An 18922-nucleotide genomic window follows, 5' to 3' on the forward strand; every position below is an offset into this window, starting at 1 on the left:
GATTGGCTCCCGACTGGTGTCCCTAGGGGCGCTGGCCACTGGGGTGAGTGGCTCGTAGACGCGGAATGAATCGCGGCGTGCTGGCCGCGTAGGTCTGCCATTTGTCGCCGAACTGGCGCGCTACCTCGCGCTCTTCGTGGATCGCCAGTCGTGAGTACATCCACACCAATACCGGGAACATGATCAGGGTCAGCAGGGTGGGCCACTGCAGCAGGAAGCCGGTCATCACCAACACGAAGCCGGCGTACTGCGGATGCCGGACATGGGCGTACAGTCCGCTGGTGGCCAGCTCTCCCCGTTGCTGGGCGGCATAGAGCACTCGCCAACCGGCGGCGATGAGCCAGAACCCAGCGGCGATGAACACCATGCTGAGCAGATGGAAGGGCCCGAAGTGGGGGTTGGCCTGCCAGCCGAACAGCATCTCCAGCAGGTGCCCCGCATCGTGGCTGAACCAGTCCACCTCAGGGAAGCGTGATTGCAACCAGCCGGAGAGGAAGTAGAGGGTCAGCGGAAAGCCGTACATCTCCGTGAACAACGCCACCAGGAAGGCGCTGAAGGCCCCGAGCGAGCGCCAGTCCCGGCGCGTCTGCGGCTTGAAGAAGCTGAAGGCGAAGAAGATGAAGATCGCCGAGTTGAGAATCACCAAGCCCCACAGGCCATAGGATGGCACCTCGCTACTCATCGCGTTCCTCCTTGTGCGTTGCCTTGTGATCGCTGTCCGATCCGTGCCCACCATGACCGCCATGCATGAACACATGCATCAGCGGGCAGGCGAGCAGGATCACCCAGGGCAGGGCGCCGAGCAGGTGCACCCTGTGCTCCTCCCAGAGCAGGAAGCCCATCACCGCCAGGGCGAGCGCTGCCATGAGCCAGAAGGTGCCCTTGCTTGGTCCTCGCTCCAGCCACCCCTTTTCGTCATTCATGATCCGATCCTCACTCGGCGCAGGCGCAACGAGTTCATCACCACCGACAGCGAGGAGGCGCTCATCGCGAAGGCAGCGAAGATTGGGCCGATCAGGATGCCGAAGAACGGATAGAGAATCCCGGCGGCGATGGGTACGCCGGCCCCGTTGTAGACCAGGGCGAAGAACAGGTTCTGCTTGATGTTGCGCATGGTGGCCAGCGATAGCTTGCGGGCACGGACGATGCCATCCAGGTTGCCCTTGACCAGGGTGAAGCCGGCGCTTTCGATCGCCACGTCGGCGCCGGTGCCCATGGCGATGCCCACATCGGCCTGGGCGAGGGCGGGGGCGTCGTTCACCCCGTCGCCCGCCATGGCCACCTTGCGGCCTTGTTCCTGCAATTCACGGATGATGCGCGCCTTGTCCTCGGGCAGCACGTCGGCACGGATCTCGTCGATGCCCAGCCGGTCGGCCACCGCCTTGGCCGTGCGCTCGTTGTCGCCGGTGGCCATGATGATGCGAAAGCCCAGCCGGTGCAGCGCCTTCAGGGCATCGGGCGTGGTTGCCTTCACTGGGTCGGCGACGCTGACCAGGCCGGCGATCTGGCCATCGAGCACGACGAACATCACCGTTTCGCCTTCATCGCGGCGGGCGTTCGCGGTCTCGGAGATCCGGCCGCCATCGAGGCCCAGTTCGGCCATCAGCTTGGCGTTACCGAGGGCCACCGACTTGCCGTCCACGACCCCCTTGACGCCCATGCCAGTCACGGCTTCGAAATCGGTGGCATCGGCGAGGGACACGCCGCGCTCCTCGGCGCCGGCGACGATGGCCTCGGCCAGTGGGTGCTCGGAGCCTTTCTCGAGGCTGGCCGCCAGGCGCAACACCTCGGCCTCGTCATGCCCTTCCTCGGGCAGCACCGCCACCAGCTTCGGCTTGCCTTCGGTCAGGGTGCCGGTCTTGTCGACCATCAGCGTATCGACCTTGGCGAAACGTTCCAGCGCCTCGGCATTCTTGATCAGTACGCCGGCCTGCGCGCCGCGCCCGGTGGCCGTCATGATCGACATCGGCGTGGCCAGGCCCAGCGCACAGGGGCAGGCGATGATCAGCACCGCCACCGCCGAGACCAGCGCATAGGACAGCGCCGGCGCCGGACCCCAGATCGCCCAGCTAATGAAGGAGAGAATGGCGACGCCGATCACCGCGGGCACGAACTTGCCCGCCACCTTGTCGGCGAATTTCTGAATCGGTGCGCGCGAGCGCTGGGCAGCGGCCACCATCTCGACGATCTGGCTGAGCATGGTGTCGGCGCCGACGCGGGTGGCTTCCATGACCAGGCTGCCGGTGCCGTTGATCGTGGCCCCCGTGACCTGGTCGCCTTGGACCTTCTCCACCGGTACCGGCTCGCCGGAGATCATCGACTCGTCGATCGAGGAGCGGCCCTCGACCACCATGCCGTCCACCGGTACCTTGTCGCCGGGGCGCACCCGCAGGTGATCGCCGACCTGCACGTCTTCCAGCGGTATCTCCTCTTCGCTGCCGTCGGGCCGGATCACCCTCGCGGTCTTGGCGGCCATGTCGAGCAGTGCCCGGATCGCCTTGCCGGTGCCCTCGCGAGCGCGCAGCTCCATCACCTGGCCTAGCAGGACCAGGGTTACGATTACCGCTGCGGCCTCGAAGTAGACTCCGACGGAGCCGTCTTCCCGGCGAAAGCCGTCGGGGAAGACGCCCGGCACCAGCACCGCCACGATGCTGAACAGATAGGCCGCGCCGACCCCCATGCCGATCAGGCTGAACATGTTGAGGTTCATGGTGCGGAAGGAGTTGTAGCCGCGCACGAAGAACGGCCAGCCCGACCACAGGATCACCGGCGTGCTGAGCACCAGCTCGATCCACATCGCGTTGCGTTCACCGAAGAAGTCGCGAATGGCCCCGAGGCCCAGGTAGGGGCTCATCGTCAGAATCAGGACCGGAAGCGTGAGCACGGCCGCGACCCAGAAGCGTCGGGTAAAATCGACCAGCTCGGGATTCGGCCCCTCATCGCCGACGGCCGCCGATTCAAGCTCCAGTCCCATGCCACACAGCGGGCAGGCACCGGGGTCGGTTTGCCGCACCTCGGGGTGCATCGGGCAGGTGTAGATGGCACCGGCATGCCCGGCCGGCACCTTGTCGTACTTGCCGCCGTGGGCCGGCGCGGAGGCCCCATGACCATGCCCGTCATGCGTCTGCGAGTCGTCGCTTCCCACGGGCACGAGGTGCATGCCGCACTTGGGGCAGTCACCCGGCTGGTCGGAGACGACCTCCGGGTGCATCGGGCAGGTGTATTGGGCGCCACCCTGGCTGCCGGCGGCGTGTTGGTCCGTATCGCCGCTGCCTCGTGTCGGTGCCTCGTGCGAGGCATGCCCGTGACAATGGTCGTGTTGGTGTTGCGTCATGGAATCGTCTCCGTCGCTTCCGCGTCTTGATTCAACCTCGTGGCCCTATCTCGATAGGGTCGAAACTAATAGTGCCGTATCCAATAATCAGGAGGTGCGATCAAAGCAGAAGATCGCGCTTGCGTTGCTCGTACTCCTCGCGGTCGATTTCTCCCCGGGCGTAGCGTTCTTGAAGAAGGTCCAGGGCCGTTGGCCGCCGTTGAGAAAATGGCTCGCCCCGGCCTCGGGTCAGGCCACGCACCAGGAGAACGGCCAAGGCAATGACGGCGCCCCAGAACAACACCATCATGACCCCGCCGAAGAGCATATGTCCCCAGCCGTAACTCCCCATATACGCCGTCATGTCGTCCCACATGGTCGGATCTCCTTTCAAGTTGAATCATCCTGATATCAGGCTATAACCTGTGGGAGACCCAAGGGTCAAGATAATATGAGGTGAAAGCATGCGGCTCTTGATCCCGGTCAACGTTCGGCATCTTCAGTGGGATGAAATCAACGCCGCCCGCGTGTGTTGATGTGTGAATCCAGGATGTCAGTGAACCCCCGGCTCATCGTGAGTATTGCGTGAGCTACCCGCTAGCTTCCGCCACTGTCCCCAGCGAGGAATGAACATCGGCACCCGCCGCTGGTAGGCGCGATAGGCGTCACCGAACCAGGCCAGCATCTGCCGTTCCTCGCGGTGGGCCAGCCAGGTATAGGCAAGCACGATCACTGGAAACAGGCCGATCGAGAATAGTGTCGGCCAATGCACCACACCTTCGCCGAACAAGGCGATGAACAAGCCGGTGTATTGGGGATGCCGTACCAGGGAATAGAGTCCGCCGGTCACCAGGTGGTTCTCGCGCCGTGCCTTGTAGACTTGCCGCCAGCCCTGGATAAAGATCCCGATGCCGGTAAACGCGAGCCCGTAGCCAAGCAGCATGGAGACAAGCATGCCGGTTTCTCCCAGCCCCACCAGCGTCGACCAGAGGCTGGCGCTGACATACTCGCTATCCAGACCGAAGAAACGCACCAACAGATAGATAGTGAGCGGAAAGCCATACATCTCGGCGTAAAGCGCGATGATAAAGGCCTGCACCGCGCCGGCACCGGTCCATTCGCGCCAGTTCTTCGGTGCGAAATAGCGATAGAAGAACCAGGACACCAAGACGATGACGATCAGCGCGAGGCCCCAGGCGCCGGTATGGTTGAGGGATTCGTTCATGGCCTACGCTCCGCTGCGCCGGTTGAGGCGTGTGACAAAGAAGTTGTAGAGCGGGCCGAAGACCAGGGCCACGTACCAGCCGTAGCCGAAGCTTTCAGCCAGGCCCAGGAAGAAGCTTGGCCAACTCAACCAGGTGAAGCCAGGCAGCAGGCGCAGCCAGCTCTCATACATCGCCCGGTCGGGAAACAGCAGGCCGAAGCCGACGCACAGGATGAAGGTCACGGCCAGAAACAGCCCCAGGCTCATACCCAGTGCGATCACCGGGATCCGCGGCACGGCTTGAACCGGCAAGCGGGTTCCGTAATGCGGCTTGGCTGTCGGCGGAACATCGGCATCAGGCATGTTCATTCTCCGGCTGGGCGGGCGGGCTCATGGCTTCAGCGGCGAGATATTGCTCGGGCGCGGCCTCGAAGCGTTCTCGGCAGTCACGTGAGCAGAAGTAATAGACATGGCCCTCGTGGACGCTCGACTTGGCCTTTTCGGTGCTGACGGTCTTGCCACAGACGGGATCGACGTCCTCGGCTGGCGGAATCCAGCGCAGGCTCTCGGTGGTCGCCTGCCTCTCTGATGCCCCCTCGCCATGCTTGGCCTTGCCACGACCATGACCCATCACGTGAGCACCGCAGCCGAAGCGCATCATCAGAAAGATGATTCCCGCCCAGAGCATGAAATATACGAGCTCGTTCATGGACTCTCTCCTGCTATTTCATTATCGGGACCCGTGTCATATCGGCCGCCTTCTTCGTTATGCCGAGAAGCTGTCCAGAGAAAGGCTAGAGCCTATGTGTGACACAATGGTCAAGGCCGGAGTCGCTGCCCTACGCCTCTCGGTTTCGCGGAGTGTCTCAAAGCATACGCAACGAAACTGAATTGACGCTGAAAAGCGAAGCACCCCGACGCCTGGCAGTGGTTTATAGCTCGAGATGCTGATAAGTCTGGTGGGAAGAGTCTCTGCACGCACAGCGGCCACTCCGGCAGTCGCCTGGTTCGATACGAGGGCGGGCACGAGTTATCTCCCCGCGTATCCGTCTGGAGTCGTGGGGCTGGGGAAATGGGGATGACTTAGACTCTGAAGCGTTGGCTCAACAGGTAGACTGCAACCGGAGAAGGGGCGGGAAGGGCACGTGGCGTGCCGCTGGCGGTGACAACCCGGGGCGCTATGGTCGGGGCAGCCATGCTCAAGGGAAGAAGCTTGCACTCGAGGTCCTGGCGTTCCAGGCGCAACAGGGCACTGCTGGCATGGCGAGCGCCATGGTGGCAGCGCGGCCGAGGGTGTTCCGTGTCGATGCGTTCGGCGCTCGAGTGCGTGTCCGAGAGAAACTCGACGCCAACCTGGCCAAACGCGGTCGAGGAAGGCACAGGCGCCGCCGTGGCGGCACTGAAGAGAAGCACCAGCACCATGCCCAGCAGGATGCCCATCCCAAGGCGCGGCCAGGCGACGTCAGGCCGCGTGGAATGCTTGGGAAAGAGGGCATGCCTGGCCATGTTGCAGGGCTCCTGTGGCAGGTTATGTCCCCACCATATAGCCCAGAACCGGATCCTGTCGATTGATCCAGATCAAGTCAGATGGCGCTGCAAACCTCGGTTGCAGTATCCTCAGATCGATCCGGTTGCCATCGCCATCGGGCCGGTGCAGATTCACTGGTATGGCCTGATGTACGTTGTCGGCTTCGTGGCGGCATGGCATCGCTTCCTTCGCATCAAGCTGAGCTGTACCTTGGACCTCATCGATTCGCAATGACAGGGATGACTGACCCCATGCTGACGAGATACACCACGCTTCCCGACCCTCGCGTCTGGCGGTTTGTCCTTGTGCTGATCATGGCGATGCTGTTGACGGGTTGCGGCGTCAACAACATCCCCACCTATGACGAACAGGTGAAGTCGGCCTGGGCGCAGGTGGAGAACCAGTACCAGCGACGCGCGGACCTGGTGCCCAACCTGGTCGAGACGGTCGAGGGCTTTGCCCGCCAGGAGCAGGAGACCCTGACCGCCGTGGTGGAGGCGCGGGCCAAGGCCACGTCCATCCAGATCGACGCCGAGTCGCTCGACGACCCGGAAAAGCTGCGCCAGTTCGAGCAGGCCCAGCAGCAACTCACCGGGGCACTGAGCCGCTTGATGGCGGTGTCCGAGCGCTATCCCGACCTGAAGTCGAATCAGAACTTCCTGGCCCTGCAGTCCCAGCTGGAGGGTACGGAAAACCGCATCGCCGTGGCGCGGCGCGACTTCATCACCGCGGTCGAGCGCTACAACACCGAGATCCGCACCTTCCCCGGGCGGTTGTGGCACAGCATCCTCTACAGCGACATGCCGCTGCGCGAGACCTTCGAAGCCACGACCGAGAACGCGGACCAGGCCCCCCAGGTGGAGTTTGAATGAGCGATCTTCTGCGCATCCCGCTATTGGCGCTGCTGCTGTCGGGGGGCCTCGGCCTTCAGGCACAAGGCCTCCAGGCCCAGGAGCTTGAGGAACAGGAACTCGACTTTCCCGAATTGACCGGTCGTGTGGTGGACCAGGCCGGGCTGCTGGATCCGGCCACCGAATCACGCCTGAGCGAGAGGCTCGCGGCCCACGAAGAAGCCACCACCGAGCAACTGGTGGTGGCCACCCTGCCGGACCTGCAGGGCGTCACCATCGAGGAGTATGGCTATCAGCTGGGGCGCCACTGGGGCATCGGCCAGCAAGAGGAGGACAACGGCGCCCTGCTGATCGTCGCGCCGAAGGAGCGCAAGGTGCGCATCGAGGTCGGCTATGGCCTCGAGGGTCGACTGACCGACGCCCAGTCCTCGGTGATCATCAACCAGACCCTGACGCCGGCCTTCCGTGAGGGCGACTACGCCCGCGGCATCACCGAGGGCGTGGAGGCGATGATCCAGGTGCTGGGTGGCGAGCCCATGGACACCAGTGCCACCGCCAGCGCCCCGGCTCGGGAACAGGGACCTGAAGGACCGGCATCGATTCTCTTCTTCGTGATGTTCGTCATCGTCATGACGCTGGTACGGGGCGGTCGCGGCGGCCTGCTGGCCGGCATGTTGCTGGGCGGTGCGCTCGGCGGCAGGTCGCGCGGCGGCGGCGGGGTGGTTTCGGCGGAGGCGGCGGCTTCGGCGGTGGCGGCGGCGGCTTCGGTGGCGGCGGCGCTTCCGGCGGCTGGTAAGCCAGCCTTCCCGCCGGTGGCGACACCGACATGACAATCAGGATTCGGAGATCACAACCCCCATGGCCTTACTGAGTGAAAACGAGCAACGCCAGGTAGCCGAGGCGATTCATCGGGTCGAACGCGACACCGATGCCGAGCTGGTCACCGTGCTGGCTCCGCGAGCGGACAACTATGCCTATATCCCGCTGCTCTGGGCCGGCCTGCTGGCCCTGGTGGTACCGGGTGCGGTCAATTACTTTCCCGGCTGGTTGACGGCCTACGAGCTGACGCTGGTGCAGTGGGCGACCTTCATCGTGCTGGGACTGGTGTTTCGCATCCCCGCCATCACCACCCGGCTGATCCCGCGATCGGTTCGTCATTGGCGGGCGGCCAACCTCGCCCGGCGGCAGTTCCTGGAACAGGAGCTGCACCACACCGAGGGGGGAACGGGGATGCTGATTTTCGTCTCCGAAGCCGAGCGGTATGTGGAAATCCTGGTTGACCGGGGCATCTCGGCACGTATCAGCGACGAGACCTGGCAATCCATCGTGGCGGCGTTCACCCAGCAGGTGAAGGCAGGTGAGACCCTGCGGGGTTTCCTGGCGTGCATCGAGGCATGCGGCGAACATCTCAAGGAGCAGGTACCAGCCACCCACGAGCGCAACGAACTGCCCAATCATCTGATCGTGCTGGATTGACCCTCATCTGCCCATGCACCGGGGCATGACGAGTGCTTCTCCCCGGCAGAGGTGCCGCCGTCTGACACGGAACACGTGGGGCGATACGTTGAGAAGTCGCAGGAGACTCGACGGTTGGATGTCGATCAACGCCCTCAGCCGATTGTGGCCAGGGCCGGAAACCAGTCCACCAGGATGCTGGAGAGCCGGGTGAGCGTCCCGGAGACGATCAGCAACCCCATGAGGATAAGGATCACTCCGGCGACTGGTCGGGCATAGGCACTCCACTTACCGAGGCGGCCCCGGTAGTGGCTGAACCTGTTGAGCAGCAGGGTGCTGGCCAGGAAGGGCAGGGCCAGGCCCAGGGAGTAGGTCGCCAGGTAGAGCATGCCGGCCTGGGCATTGGCGGTGGTCGAGGTGGCCATCAGGATCGCCCCCAGGATCGGGCCGATGCAGGGCGTCCAGCCGATGGCGAAGGAGATGCCGAAGAAGGTCGCCGCCATGGGAGAGCCCCCTCTCAGCTCGGGCGACCACTGAAAGCTGCGCTGCAGGACGGGCAGCCGGAACACGCCCGTCATGAATAGGCCGAGCACGATGACGATGCTGCCGGTGATCCAGTTGAGCTCCTGGCGATAACCACGCAGCAGCTGGCCGATGCTGGTGACCCCCAGGCCCATCAGGATGAAGACCACGCTGAAGCCGAAGACGAAGAAGGTGCTGAGCAGCAACGCCTCGAAGCGCCGATCCGCCTTGCCGGCACTGCCGCCGGTGACCACCGACAGATAGGCGGGCAGCAAGGGCAGGGTGCAGGGCGAGAAGAACGACAGCAGCCCGCCGAAGAGGGCGCCGATCAGGCCGATGGAGGAGAGCGTTTCCACAGAGCTTCTACCTGGGTGAAATGAAGGGAATGGCTATCGGCCGGCGATCGTCAGGGTCGCCGGCCTAGGTGCGGAAGCAGACTTCGCGGTCACCAACTCATTGGTTCACCTGGAAGGCGATGCCCCGAGAGATATCTGGTGACCGATGCCCCCCAGCTCCACGGTCTGCAACACCTCGAGGGTGTCCGGGGCGATGATCCACAGGTGGGGTTCGTCGCGGCTGGTGACCAGCACCCGCCCATCGGTGGGCGAAACGGCGAGATGGTAGGGGGCCGGTGCCAGCTCGGCGGCATGCCGTGTGCCCTCCTCGAGGGAGATCCTGACGAGGCGGTTGTCGCCCTGACTCGTCGCATAGAGCGTCTGGCCATCCGGACTCAGGTCGATGCCGTGAGGCGCCGTGCCGATCTCATAATCCTCCGCCACACTGCCTGTCGTCAGATCCACCGCCAGGACGCGGCCCCCGGCATGATCGTTGACGTAGAGGGATTTACCGTCCTTCGAGAGCACCATGTGTTCCGGGTTCCCGCCGACGCGCATGTTGCGCCGCACGAACCAGTGCTGAGGATCCACCTCGCTGATGGTGCCGTTACCGGCGTTGCTGACCAGTATGCTACCCCCCTCCTCGTGCTGAACCAGGTAGTTCGGATTCGGCCCCGTGGCCAGGGAGGCGATGACCTGGCCGCTATCCAGCGACACCATGCTGATGCCTCCGCCCGTGGGGTGGGTCGAGACGGCATGACGCCCGTCTCGCGTGACCAGCACATGATGCACGGCCCCTGGCACTTCCAGGGTTCTGACGATGCGGCTCGTGGCCGTGTCGACGACGTAGAGCAGGCCGGTACTCGCTTCCTCCGGGGAGGTCGTTGCGCCATCGCCATGATGGGCCGCGTGCTCGTCTTCCGTCACCCCCTCGGGACGAACGATCTCGCGACCGGCATCCTGCGGGGAAAGGCTCCCCACGATGAGGTGTCGTCCGTCAGGAGTGAGGGCGGAGCCGTGCGTATTGATCGTATCGGTCACGGTCGATATCACCTCCTGACGCTCCAGGTCGATGATACCCACGGCATCTGCCGTCCCCATCGGCACGAAGGCCCGGTCGCTCGCCGCCAGGGCGGTCGTTGAGGCTGCGAGGGCGATGCCGGCCATGAGACTAGCCAGCCAAGAACTGTGCAGAGAGTTCTTCATGAGAGACATGTCCTAAGTATTGAGGCCCCTGTGGGGCGTGGGCGACCGTCAGCAGACGGTCGGGGCTATGGAAAACGTCGATGAGATCGACATCGATCAATAGCCATCGACAGACCTCGTGGTCAGATCCTCATTTGGCTCGAGCGCAGGGAGTGTCGTATCACCGATACCGAGCCGAACGACATGGCTGCGGCGGCGATGAAGAGAGCAGTCAATGGCAACTCCATGGCTCCTTGCTGGCATTGTCCTTGATGTTCTGGTCGACGAACCGGTAGTGGTCTTCCTTGAAGCGCGTCCACCAGCCATGGCTGATCTCGATGGCGTGCCAGGCGAGGATCGCCTCGATATGGTCGATGCACAGCCGCGTCGCATCATAGGCCATACTGAGCTTGTGCTTCTCGGTGTCATAGGTGACTCGCTCGAGCCCGTATAGCCCATCGATCTCGTCCATGGCGACGCGTAACTCATCCTGATCGCAGGGCTCGAGCTTCAGCTTGCGAGTCACTAGATTGACCTCGGAGACGCCGAGGCGGTGTTCGTTCTTTGACATACGAAACTCTCCCTTCTGCCATTTCGTCATGCACGGGTAGATCCACATCTGGTGGAAGTGCGGAGCATTGCCCGCCACCGACACCGAGCTGATCGCAATGACGATACTGATCTACTCCCCCTTCGGCCCAGGGCATCCTTGATGCCGTCGCCGGCCCTAGGCCTCTGGCGATACCTGGACGCTGGGAAGCCGCCGATTTGCTCGAAGCCTAAAGCCCTTGGGTAACGCAAAGGTCAAGCGAGTGGGGAGCACCAGGGTTGCGGATAGCTCCGAACCTTGATCGATGTCATGCAATTTCCGGTTTTGTGAGGCTCACCCCTAGCCTAGATGGCAAAGCTGAACCAACCCTGAATGGGCGGAGCCTGTTGGGGCGTCATGTCATTGGGATGTCGGCTAGGCATGCCGGGTTAGGCGTCCCCGTACCCCATGCCAGAACCCCATCATTGACGCTTCAAGCAGGGCGCTTGGCGGGGCTGAGACTCGGCTACCCGAGATGCAGCCAGCGCCTTACGGTCGCGCGATAGCGCGCCGGAGCCGCCTTCCAGGCCAGGGGGAGCAGGGTGATGGTGCCGAGCGCGAGCACCGTGAGGCCCGCGCGGCGCAGATCGCTGGAGGCGAGCTCGTCACCGAAATGCGCCAGCAGGAAGCTCGCCGGAATGATCCCGAGCAGCGTCGCGACGGCAAAGCGCCAGGCCTTGAGGGGGGTGAGGCCGGCCGCGTAGCTGAGGACGTCGAAGGACAGGAACGGCATCAGCCGGGTCGCGAAAACCGCGACCATCAGGGCATTCTGCGAGCCGATGAAACGGTGTAGCAGGTTTGGAGTAGGGCGCACGCCCAACCAGGTCCTCAGGGCGTCATATCCCAGCAGGCGGGCAATGGAGAAGGCGATCAGCGCCCCCGTGCCGGAGCCGATGGCGACATAGAGCGTCCCCCAGGCATGGCCATAGGCCGCGCCGGCGGCAAGCGCTATCGGGGCGCTGGGAATCGGGCTCATGACGATGGCCAGGGTCATCAGGCCGATGACCAGGACCGGCCCCAACGGGCCAAGCCGTATCACTGCCTGCTCGAGGGTGTCGCCGGTCAGCAGGGTTTCCAGCGTCCCGGTGCGCCACAGCAGCAGGGTGGTGGCAAGGAAGGCGGCAAGCAGCCCAACGCCACACAGGATGCGCCGCCTCGAGGCTTGGGATAAGCGGGAAGGGGCGCCGTCTTCCGGCTTCTTCTGCCTGGCCATGTTTTCCAATCCCGATCTCCCATGCTTGTCGTTGCACCCACTCGGCCTCCTTGGGGATGAATGACAGCCGGCTGGCAGATGCCATCAAAGCCCGAGCGCTTTCCTCATGCTGTGCCTGCTTCAGTGGACGAAGCCCCAGGGCGGTGGCAATCGCCAGTGGCACCTTCACGCCGAGCACCCACAGCGGCGCATGTTTTGTCCTGCTCGTCCTCAATGGCAGTCACGGGAGCAGAAAAAGTAGTCATGGCCATCGTGAACACTCGGCTTGGCCTGTTCGGTACTGACGGTTTTGCCACACACGGGATCCACGTCTTCGGTGGGTGGAATCCAGTGCGGCCCCTCGGTAGTCGTCTGGCTCTCCTGCCTCTACCGTGTAGTCAACGGTGCTGCGGTGATTCTATGAGCCCAGGCACTATAGCCTGTGCAGCTCAGAAGAGGGGGCTTCAGGTGATTCCTGCCTGTGGCATGAACAGCACCAGCCTGTTCATCGTCGCTGTCCTTTGCCGTCTGCCGTCAACCTATCGCCACGTTGCGAATGCGAGCTTGTTATCAGGATACAACCTATGGGTTGCTCAAGGGTAAAGTGAGGAAGTGGTTAAGGATTCTTTTCTTGACCCTTGTCAGCTGTCAGTCTGCGCAGCCAAGCTGAAATGGCGCTGAACATTGGGGGGTTGATTGTTGTTGGCCTAAAGGGTGTGGAAGCACAGCCATTTTCTGAAGAAGGGTAAAGGGGGAAAGTGGGACGTCTTTATGCTTGATTCATGGCGGTAGATTGTGGGAATATTTTGACTTTTGTTCAGTATTGATATTGGTTAATTGCGTGAAAGGAGTGAAAGAGATGCGAATGACTAAGAGTGCCTTTCAAAACCTTGAAAACCCCTTCAGTCATTCCTAGATTTTCGGTATGGCTAAGAAAATCGTATCCGACGAACTCTGGTCCATTGTCGAGCCACTGCTGCCACCACCGACGCCCAGGCCACGCGGTGGCCGGCCTCCCATCTCCAATCGCGCAGCCTTGACGGGCATCCTGTTTGTGCTGCGCTCGGGCATTCCCTGGGAGATGCTGCCCCAGGAGATGGGCTGTGGCTCGGGTGTGACCTGCTGGCGACGACTGCGTGACTGGCACGAGGCGGGCGTCTGGGAGCGTTTACATCGGACACTGCTGGAACACCTGCACCACGCTGAACAGCTTGACTGGGAGCGGGCTTGCATGGACAGCGCATCCATACAGGCAAAAAAGGGGGCTCAGCCATCGGCCCCAACCCGACAGACAGAGGAAGACCCGGTACAAAGCGCCATCTTCTGACCGATCGTCAGGGGGTACCTCTGGCCATTCTGCTATCGGGAGCCAACATGAACGACAGTGTCCCTTTGGCGGCCTTGCTCGATAGCGTGCAGCCAGTGTCGTCGGGCCGACCAGGGCGGCCTCGACAGCGCCCTCGAAAGCTTCATGCAGACAAGGCTTACGTGTGTGGTCCCGAAGAGTAATGGTCTACCTTACGAACCATTATCGGAGGATGATCCATGGCTCAGGTTCTTCATCAACGCGCCACGACCACGCACGCCATCCGAGCAGAAATACAGCGATCGACGGAGTCGGCCGCGACACTGAGCCGTCGCTACGGCATCAACCCCAAGACCGTACGCAAGTGGCGCAGCCGGGATACCGTTGAAGATACGCGTATGGGACCCCGTGCTCCTCGCTCCACGTCGTTGACGCCCCTGGAGGAAGTTGCAGCCATTACCTTCCGGCAGAAGACCCTGCTGCCCCTCGATGACTGCCTTCATGCACTTCAACGACAGATCCCTTCGCTCACCCGCTCGAGTCTGCATCGGCTTTACCAGCGGCACGGCATCAGCCAGTTACCCAGGACTGGCGACCAGAAACGCGAGAAGAAGCTCTTCAAGCGCTACCCGATTGGCTACCTGCACATCGATATCAGCGAAATCCGTACCGGCGAGGGCAAGGCCTACCTGTTCGTCGCCGTGGATCGAACGTCCAAGTTCGTTCATGCACAGCTATACCGGAAGATGACGAGGCAGATCGCCGCTGACTTTCTCGAGGACACGCTGCAGACCCTGCCTTACCGCGCCCATACGGTGTTGACGGATAACGGGGTACAGTTCGCGAAGAAAGCCGGGACAGAGGCCTACAAACCGCATATCTTCGATGTCGTCTGTTACCGCCACGGCATCGAGCACCGACTGACGAAGCCCTTCCACCCCTGGACCAACGGGCAGGTGGAAAGGATGAATCGCACCATCAAGGAGGCGACGACCCGGGCGTTCCATTACACCTCCCTGGAGCAGTTGCAGTCCCATCTGAAGGACTATCTATGGGCTTATAACAGTGCCCGGCCACTCAGGGCGCACAAGGGCAAGACACCGATTGGATTCATCCTTGAGCAATGGCAGAAAGAGCCCGAGAGGTTTTTTGACGACCCGAACCACTACTTCACGGGACCAAACACCTAGAGGCCTCAAGCATCAACCTCAATGTCGATGTGGAGAGCCTCAATAGCAGCCATGCCGAACGGGACAAGCACATCCTCAGCGGTGATTTTCTAAGTGCTTCCGAGTACCCCCAGGCGAGCTTCGCATCAACCGATTTCGAGCCTACGAGCGAAGATCAAGGTAAGCTGACCGGTGATCTGACCCTACATGGTGTGACCCAGGAAGTGACCTTGGATGTCACGCATATTGGTGGCGGTGAAGATCCTTGGGGCAACTACCGTCAAGGCTTCGAGGGGAGCACCACATTGGAGCTGGCTGATTACGGTATCGATATGAGCCAATTCCCCGAAGTCATGCATGAAGTCGAGTTATATGTTGTGCTTGAAGGTATTCGCCAATAAGCCTGGTTAGGTACTTTATATCTTCAAGACTGAGCTACGGCATCAGCCGATAGTTCATGCAACAAGAGCCAGCTGACAGTGTCGGCTGGTTTTTCTTGGTTTCATACTCTCACCAATAGCGAACCCTGAGCTACTCAGAAGTTAGGCGGTACAGCTGAATCTGGATGTTGCAAAACATTACCAATTGCGATTGCAGTATTCCCTCCACCTTCTGCGTCCCAGCAGCTTACGAAGGCGAGAGTTGATGGAACGTGGTGCGGGACGTAGGTAGTAGGTGCACCTGTCTAACTGATACCAAGTGGCTTCGTTCTAAATGACAGACAGGAGGCCTGGTTGGGGCGCTCCGGCAAAAAATATTCGCCACTTGGGGTGGAATAACGACAAAGCCATAGCGGAAGTAGCTCATGTCGCTCAACATGTTGATTTTCTGGCCGTACAGGAGTTGATGGATCCTATGGCGCTTGTACAGCTAGAGGAGGCTGTAGAGGCTGTCAGTGGTGAGAATTGGTCGAGCATGGCTAGCGATGACTTGGGACGCTCATCATACCGTGAGCACTATGGTTTTTTGTGGCGTGAAAGCGAAATTGAGTACGACAGCGGCGCAGTTGTGTTTCTTGATAGCCGCGACGTATTTGCCCGCGAGCCGTATTCAGCCAAGTTCACCGCATTGGAGGATGGGCATCAATTTGCCGCTGCTACAGTGCATGTGTTGTACGGCGATAGCATCAGCGACCGACTACCGGAAATTGAAGCATTGGCTGACTATTGGCAGTGGCTGGAAGAAGTGTACCCGGATACGCCACGCCTGCTGATGGGTGACTTCAACCTGCCGCCAGATCATTCAGGCTGGTCAGCGCTGCTAAAAATTGGTGTTACTCCCGCTATCACCGAAGGTGCTACGACACTTGGTATGAGTAACGGGATATGGACCAACCTCTACGACAACATCTGGCACGACGACAGTGCGCCGATTACCGCTAGTGGCATCATCCGCTTTCCAAATCTGCTACCGGGTGAGCATATTGCCGTGCGCAACACTGTTTCTGATCATGCGCCTGTATGGGTTGCTATTGGTGATGCTGAACTTGAATTGGTGACATTCAATGGCAACGTATACGAGGCTGTAGATGAAGAGTTGTACTGCATTGATCTTAACGAAGCGACCGCAGAGCAGTTGGCTGAGTTGCCAAATGTTGGGCCAGCCAGGGCAGAACAGATCATCGACATCCGACCCTGGGGGAGCGTCGGTGAGCTAACACGCATAAGTGGTCTGGGGGCTGCAAGCGTGCGTGATATTGAAGAAAGCGAGCTAGTTTGCTCGACTAATTAAACAGCCTTCCTACTTGCTGCTTAGATAGCACGGAAGATGAAAAATCGGAGTATTTATGGGTTACTTAGTGGCGGTGATTCTTGGGCTTTCTTCCTGGATTCAACTAATAAGTGCAGCACCTGCGGTTTCTAGTGCTCCTGAGTATTCACCTAAGAACACCTGGGCTGGGGTTCGGTATCCCAGCCGCTTTCTTGGTCTATCGTTTAGCTTATTGACGACACTTCGTAGCTCGGCATTGGTCACTTTGCGGAAGTCAGTACCTTTAGGAAAATACTGCCTAATCAGACCATTGGTGTTTTCATTAGTACCACGCTGGCATGAGCGGTACGGGTCGCAAAAATAGGTCTTAGCCGAGACGGCCTTGGCAACTTTCCGGTGCTCAGCGAATTCCGACCCATTATCCAAAGTGATGGTGTGCACTGCCCCTCGGCGTGGTGCCAATAACCGCGTCATTGCCTGAGCCGTTCTAGTGGCGGTGATTGTTGGCAGCCGCGCTGCCAAGAGGTAGCCACTGCGTCTTTCGACCAGGGTCACCAGTCCAGATTCTTTGTGGCCCTTAAGCACCGTGTCGCCTTCCCAATGTCCGATATGGCGCCGTTCTTCCACCTTGGCAGGGCGCTGCTCAATGCCTACTCGGTGCGGGATTTTGCCTAACCCCGCCCGCTTAGCCAATTGGCGCTGGTAGCGCCGCTGGCGTGGCAGTCGGAGCCGTTTCCATAATGTTCCACCGTGCTTCTTGTCGTCCCAGATTAACGCATAGATCCATTGATGGCTTACGCAGACCCCGTTGGCATTGGCCATGAAGCCACTGATTTGCTGAGGGCTCCATTCGTCCATCAATTGGTCAGTGACCCAGCGAATCAGGCTGGGCAGCCGCTTCGTCACTTTCCAGGCAGTGCGTCGGCGCTGATCACTTGCCGATTGAGCCTGTTCAGGCGCATAACCACTGGTCAGACCGTTGCGCTTTATCTCGCGACTAATGGTGCTGCTATGGACACCAATGGCCTTAGCTATCTTTCGCTGGCTAATGCCGGTCTCAAGATAGGCAAAAATTTGGTATCGTTGGATCTGGGTCAGTTGTCGGTATCCCATGCTCTGCTTCACTTTGGTAGGTAAGGCAGAGAGGGTACCGGCGCTGGCCCTCCTGCCTCTACCTTGTGGTCCAAAGTGCTGCGCTTATTCTATGAATCCAGGTTATCAGCCTATTTTTAATAGCAAGGCTGCAAGAGGATGTTTCTATGATAAGAAAACGGGAATTTTTCCTAAAGTATCATTACAAATTGCCGATATAACAAACGCATGGATCAATAAAACCCGCTGTGGAGAGGTTATGCAATGCTTAAGTCAATGTTGAAGATTGCACAAAATACAATTAACTCAAAAACAGGGAGTGGGTATCGAAAAATTTATTTAAGCCGGTACCAACAGGACGAGCATGCCTGTGCTGGGTGCAAAAGTACTTTTCCTACTTCCCGTATTCAAGTTGATCACATCATTCCTCAAAAACATGGCGGAAGCAACGCCATAACCAACTTGCAGGCCATGTGTGCGCCTTGTAACAATGCCAAAAGTGCGAAAATAGATCAGCTTGCTCTTAAGTACTCAGGAGCGGCCCTGGTAAGAGAGATCAAAAAAATATATAGGTGATAAAATGTCAGAAAGTATATTTTACAATGGCGAAAACTTGACGCTCGTGAAAAGTGTCGATGTTAGTGACTTTTTAAAAAAAATAAGTGTCAGCTCAAATAAATCAAGCAGTATATCAATAAAGGAGTTCGAAAAAGGGAGGGAGACGCTTTGGCTGTTAGAAGAAGAAGGAATGGTATTAGCTATCTGTAGGCCGCCGCCACGCGAGCCAACGGAAATACATAATCCTGCTCATAAAGAAATGGCTGAGACTTTCGGCGAAGTGATAGAGGTTTTAGGGAAGAAAGAGTTTGAAAATATATTCGAGATTTTTTCATGTAACGACCGGCTTGAAGAAGCTTTTTCTTTAATAAGGGAAGACTACATAGAAAAGGCAGGTGAGATTGAAGAGCCAATAGATTTAGGTTGTTTGTATTATTTGGGTAGAGAGTCTGACGGAAAAATATACCTTTACGACAATCAGGGGGAAATATTGGTATATGCTTACGATCATGAAATAGGTGATACATCCCTCCTTGCTGTAGAAGGGCAGCCCGCTGATACATTCTATCACTCAAGCAGCTTTAAAACAGTTGTTGAAGTTTTGAAGAATTGTATCAATCAAGAGTAGCAAGGGATGATAATTTTTAGAATATTTCTTTTTCTTGCCATAAACTATGTATTTTTGTGGCTTCATGTTTTCGTTTTCGTTGCATTTTTTGTTCTTCTTGTAATAACAATACCTCTGCATTTGGCTTATATAGGTAGCTCTTTGCGCCGCCTTAAATCAAGATAAAGGATAAAGCGCTCTCATGTCAGGCTGAAGCCATGCAGAGGCCTTATGCAGCCTATCCGCTGGGCACCGTGGCGTAGTATGCCATTTAAAATGCCAACATGGTTCAGGATGTAAAGAAAA

20 protein-coding genes and 4 pseudogenes are annotated in these 18922 nt (G+C 59.5%); 10 read left to right on the forward strand and 14 right to left on the reverse strand.

Translation table 11 applies throughout. From position 1 onward, the window contains the following. Positions 1 to 22 precede the first annotated feature (22 nt). From KO116_RS21395 to KO116_RS21430, 8 genes are all read right to left on the reverse strand, one after another. Positions 23 to 682, reverse strand: coding sequence for a methyltransferase family protein (locus KO116_RS21395; protein ID WP_035557713.1), 660 nt, complete (start codon positions 680 to 682; stop codon positions 23 to 25). Continuing rightward, positions 675 to 923, reverse strand: coding sequence for a DUF2933 domain-containing protein (locus KO116_RS21400; protein WP_035557710.1), 249 nt, complete (start codon positions 921 to 923; stop codon positions 675 to 677). Before KO116_RS21400 ends, KO116_RS21395 begins: the two co-directional genes overlap by 8 nt. Continuing rightward, entirely contained in the window at positions 920 to 3211 is a 2292-nt protein-coding gene (locus KO116_RS21405; protein WP_045812326.1) for a copper-translocating P-type ATPase, read from the reverse strand. Before KO116_RS21405 ends, KO116_RS21400 begins: the two co-directional genes overlap by 4 nt. A gap of 223 nt (positions 3212 to 3434) precedes the next feature. Further along, positions 3435 to 3689, reverse strand: a complete 255-nt coding sequence (locus KO116_RS21410) for an SHOCT domain-containing protein (RefSeq protein WP_082072699.1) — start codon at positions 3687 to 3689, stop codon at positions 3435 to 3437. Positions 3690 to 3866: 177 nt separating this feature from the next. Beyond that, a complete protein-coding gene (locus KO116_RS21415; protein WP_035557707.1) occupies positions 3867 to 4538 on the reverse strand; it encodes a methyltransferase family protein in 672 nt (223 codons plus the stop codon). A 3-nt stretch (positions 4539 to 4541) separates the two neighbouring features. Further along, positions 4542 to 4880, reverse strand: a complete 339-nt coding sequence (locus tag KO116_RS21420) for a DUF5676 family membrane protein (protein ID WP_035557704.1) — start codon at positions 4878 to 4880, stop codon at positions 4542 to 4544. Beyond that, the gene (locus KO116_RS21425; RefSeq protein ID WP_035557701.1) at positions 4873 to 5226 is read right to left on the reverse strand and encodes a YHS domain-containing protein; all 354 of its coding nucleotides are present in this window, start codon (positions 5224 to 5226) and stop codon (positions 4873 to 4875) included. The genes KO116_RS21420 and KO116_RS21425 overlap by 8 nt, the downstream gene beginning before the upstream one ends. 374 nt (positions 5227 to 5600) lie before the next feature. Next, positions 5601 to 6023, reverse strand: coding sequence for a hypothetical protein (locus tag KO116_RS21430; RefSeq protein WP_035557698.1), 423 nt, complete (start codon positions 6021 to 6023; stop codon positions 5601 to 5603). A 100-nt stretch (positions 6024 to 6123) separates the two neighbouring features. Between KO116_RS21430 and KO116_RS25195 the strand changes: the two are divergent. From KO116_RS25195 to KO116_RS21450, 4 genes and pseudogenes are all read left to right on the forward strand, one after another. Next, positions 6124 to 6222 (forward strand): annotated as a pseudogene (locus KO116_RS25195) (prolipoprotein diacylglyceryl transferase family protein); the annotation flags it as partial. 137 nt (positions 6223 to 6359) lie between these two features. Continuing rightward, on the forward strand, positions 6360 to 6917 hold the full coding sequence (locus tag KO116_RS21440; RefSeq protein ID WP_374730599.1) for a LemA family protein: 558 nt from the start codon (positions 6360 to 6362) through the stop codon (positions 6915 to 6917). Further along, positions 6914 to 7692 (forward strand): annotated as a pseudogene (locus KO116_RS21445) (TPM domain-containing protein). Before KO116_RS21440 ends, KO116_RS21445 begins: the two are co-directional and overlap by 4 nt. Before the next feature lie 62 nt (positions 7693 to 7754). Continuing rightward, positions 7755 to 8372: a TPM domain-containing protein gene (locus KO116_RS21450; RefSeq protein ID WP_035557684.1), complete on the forward strand. Its 618-nt coding sequence runs from the start codon at positions 7755 to 7757 to the stop codon at positions 8370 to 8372. 134 nt (positions 8373 to 8506) lie between these two features. Here KO116_RS21450 and KO116_RS21455 read toward each other — a convergent pair whose 3' ends face one another. The 5 genes from KO116_RS21455 to KO116_RS25345 all read right to left on the reverse strand — a co-directional run bounded on the left by KO116_RS21455 (position 8507) and on the right by KO116_RS25345 (position 12440). Continuing rightward, positions 8507 to 9229: a cytochrome c biogenesis CcdA family protein gene (locus tag KO116_RS21455; RefSeq protein WP_035557681.1), complete on the reverse strand. Its 723-nt coding sequence runs from the start codon at positions 9227 to 9229 to the stop codon at positions 8507 to 8509. A 105-nt stretch (positions 9230 to 9334) separates the two neighbouring features. Next, the gene (locus tag KO116_RS21460) at positions 9335 to 10414 is read right to left on the reverse strand and encodes a YncE family protein (protein WP_035557678.1); all 1080 of its coding nucleotides are present in this window, start codon (positions 10412 to 10414) and stop codon (positions 9335 to 9337) included. Between the two features lie 211 nt (positions 10415 to 10625). Further along, the gene (locus tag KO116_RS21465; protein ID WP_035557675.1) at positions 10626 to 10964 is read right to left on the reverse strand and encodes a hypothetical protein; all 339 of its coding nucleotides are present in this window, start codon (positions 10962 to 10964) and stop codon (positions 10626 to 10628) included. A gap of 484 nt (positions 10965 to 11448) precedes the next feature. Further along, positions 11449 to 12195 (reverse strand): TVP38/TMEM64 family protein, encoded by a 747-nt coding sequence (locus KO116_RS21470; protein ID WP_052703828.1) that lies wholly within the window; start codon positions 12193 to 12195, stop codon positions 11449 to 11451. Between the two features lie 104 nt (positions 12196 to 12299). Beyond that, a complete protein-coding gene (locus tag KO116_RS25345; protein WP_158414225.1) occupies positions 12300 to 12440 on the reverse strand; it encodes a hypothetical protein in 141 nt (46 codons plus the stop codon). A 659-nt stretch (positions 12441 to 13099) separates the two neighbouring features. Between KO116_RS25345 and KO116_RS21475 the strand changes: the two are divergent. The 4 genes and pseudogenes from KO116_RS21475 to KO116_RS21490 form a co-directional block, all read left to right on the forward strand. Then, a pseudogene (locus KO116_RS21475) lies at positions 13100 to 13662 on the forward strand (IS5 family transposase); the annotation flags it as partial. Positions 13663 to 13719: 57 nt separating this feature from the next. Beyond that, positions 13720 to 14670, forward strand: a complete 951-nt coding sequence (locus KO116_RS21480) for an IS481 family transposase (protein ID WP_035557670.1) — start codon at positions 13720 to 13722, stop codon at positions 14668 to 14670. Next, positions 14667 to 15050 (forward strand): annotated as a pseudogene (locus tag KO116_RS21485) (YceI family protein); the annotation flags it as partial. The gene KO116_RS21480 and the pseudogene KO116_RS21485, both read left to right, overlap by 4 nt. Before the next feature lie 454 nt (positions 15051 to 15504). Continuing rightward, positions 15505 to 16380, forward strand: coding sequence for a helix-hairpin-helix domain-containing protein (locus KO116_RS21490; RefSeq protein WP_235272580.1), 876 nt, complete (start codon positions 15505 to 15507; stop codon positions 16378 to 16380). Positions 16381 to 16479: 99 nt separating this feature from the next. On the opposite strand, the gene KO116_RS21495 is transcribed toward KO116_RS21490, so the two are convergent. Continuing rightward, a complete protein-coding gene (locus KO116_RS21495) occupies positions 16480 to 17472 on the reverse strand; it encodes an IS30 family transposase (protein ID WP_045812303.1) in 993 nt (330 codons plus the stop codon). Between the two features lie 255 nt (positions 17473 to 17727). Between KO116_RS21495 and KO116_RS26355 the strand changes: the two genes are divergently transcribed. After that, positions 17728 to 18027, forward strand: coding sequence for an HNH endonuclease (locus KO116_RS26355; RefSeq protein ID WP_045812329.1), 300 nt, complete (start codon positions 17728 to 17730; stop codon positions 18025 to 18027). Positions 18028 to 18031: 4 nt separating this feature from the next. Then, positions 18032 to 18637 carry a hypothetical protein gene (locus tag KO116_RS21505; protein ID WP_035557668.1) on the forward strand — a complete coding sequence of 202 codons (606 nt, stop codon included), beginning with the start codon at positions 18032 to 18034 and terminating at the stop codon, positions 18635 to 18637. The last annotated feature ends 285 nt before the right edge of the window (positions 18638 to 18922 follow it).

The sequence above is a fragment of the Halomonas sp. KO116 genome (genome assembly GCF_000734975.2).
Taxonomy (GTDB): Bacteria; Pseudomonadota; Gammaproteobacteria; order Pseudomonadales; family Halomonadaceae; genus Vreelandella; species Vreelandella glaciei.

What these genes read in the sequence shown, in the direction of transcription:
- KO116_RS21395 (WP_035557713.1), bottom strand. Translation starts at nt 682, where the DNA reads ATGAGTAGCGAGGTGCCATCCTATGGCCTGTGGGGCTTGGTGATTCTC.
- KO116_RS21400 (WP_035557710.1), bottom strand. Translation starts at nt 923, where the DNA reads ATGAATGACGAAAAGGGGTGGCTGGAGCGAGGACCAAGCAAGGGCACC.
- KO116_RS21405 (WP_045812326.1), bottom strand. Translation starts at nt 3,211, where the DNA reads ATGCACCCGGAGGTCGTCTCCGACCAGCCGGGTGACTGCCCCAAGTGC.
- KO116_RS21410 (WP_082072699.1), bottom strand. Translation starts at nt 3,689, where the DNA reads ATGTGGGACGACATGACGGCGTATATGGGGAGTTACGGCTGGGGACAT.
- KO116_RS21415 (WP_035557707.1), bottom strand. Translation starts at nt 4,538, where the DNA reads ATGAACGAATCCCTCAACCATACCGGCGCCTGGGGCCTCGCGCTGATC.
- KO116_RS21420 (WP_035557704.1), bottom strand. Translation starts at nt 4,880, where the DNA reads ATGCCTGATGCCGATGTTCCGCCGACAGCCAAGCCGCATTACGGAACC.
- KO116_RS21425 (WP_035557701.1), bottom strand. Translation starts at nt 5,226, where the DNA reads ATGAACGAGCTCGTATATTTCATGCTCTGGGCGGGAATCATCTTTCTG.
- KO116_RS21430 (WP_035557698.1), bottom strand. Translation starts at nt 6,023, where the DNA reads ATGGCCAGGCATGCCCTCTTTCCCAAGCATTCCACGCGGCCTGACGTC.
- KO116_RS21440 (WP_374730599.1), top strand. Translation starts at nt 6,360, where the DNA reads ATGGCGATGCTGTTGACGGGTTGCGGCGTCAACAACATCCCCACCTAT.
- KO116_RS21450 (WP_035557684.1), top strand. Translation starts at nt 7,755, where the DNA reads ATGGCCTTACTGAGTGAAAACGAGCAACGCCAGGTAGCCGAGGCGATT.
- KO116_RS21460 (WP_035557678.1), bottom strand. Translation starts at nt 10,414, where the DNA reads ATGAAGAACTCTCTGCACAGTTCTTGGCTGGCTAGTCTCATGGCCGGC.
- KO116_RS21465 (WP_035557675.1), bottom strand. Translation starts at nt 10,964, where the DNA reads ATGTCAAAGAACGAACACCGCCTCGGCGTCTCCGAGGTCAATCTAGTG.
- KO116_RS21470 (WP_052703828.1), bottom strand. Translation starts at nt 12,195, where the DNA reads ATGGCCAGGCAGAAGAAGCCGGAAGACGGCGCCCCTTCCCGCTTATCC.
- KO116_RS25345 (WP_158414225.1), bottom strand. Translation starts at nt 12,440, where the DNA reads ATGACTACTTTTTCTGCTCCCGTGACTGCCATTGAGGACGAGCAGGAC.
- KO116_RS21480 (WP_035557670.1), top strand. Translation starts at nt 13,720, where the DNA reads ATGGCTCAGGTTCTTCATCAACGCGCCACGACCACGCACGCCATCCGA.
- KO116_RS21490 (WP_235272580.1), top strand. Translation starts at nt 15,505, where the DNA reads ATGGCGCTTGTACAGCTAGAGGAGGCTGTAGAGGCTGTCAGTGGTGAG.
- KO116_RS21495 (WP_045812303.1), bottom strand. Translation starts at nt 17,472, where the DNA reads ATGGGATACCGACAACTGACCCAGATCCAACGATACCAAATTTTTGCC.
- KO116_RS26355 (WP_045812329.1), top strand. Translation starts at nt 17,728, where the DNA reads ATGTTGAAGATTGCACAAAATACAATTAACTCAAAAACAGGGAGTGGG.
- KO116_RS21505 (WP_035557668.1), top strand. Translation starts at nt 18,032, where the DNA reads ATGTCAGAAAGTATATTTTACAATGGCGAAAACTTGACGCTCGTGAAA.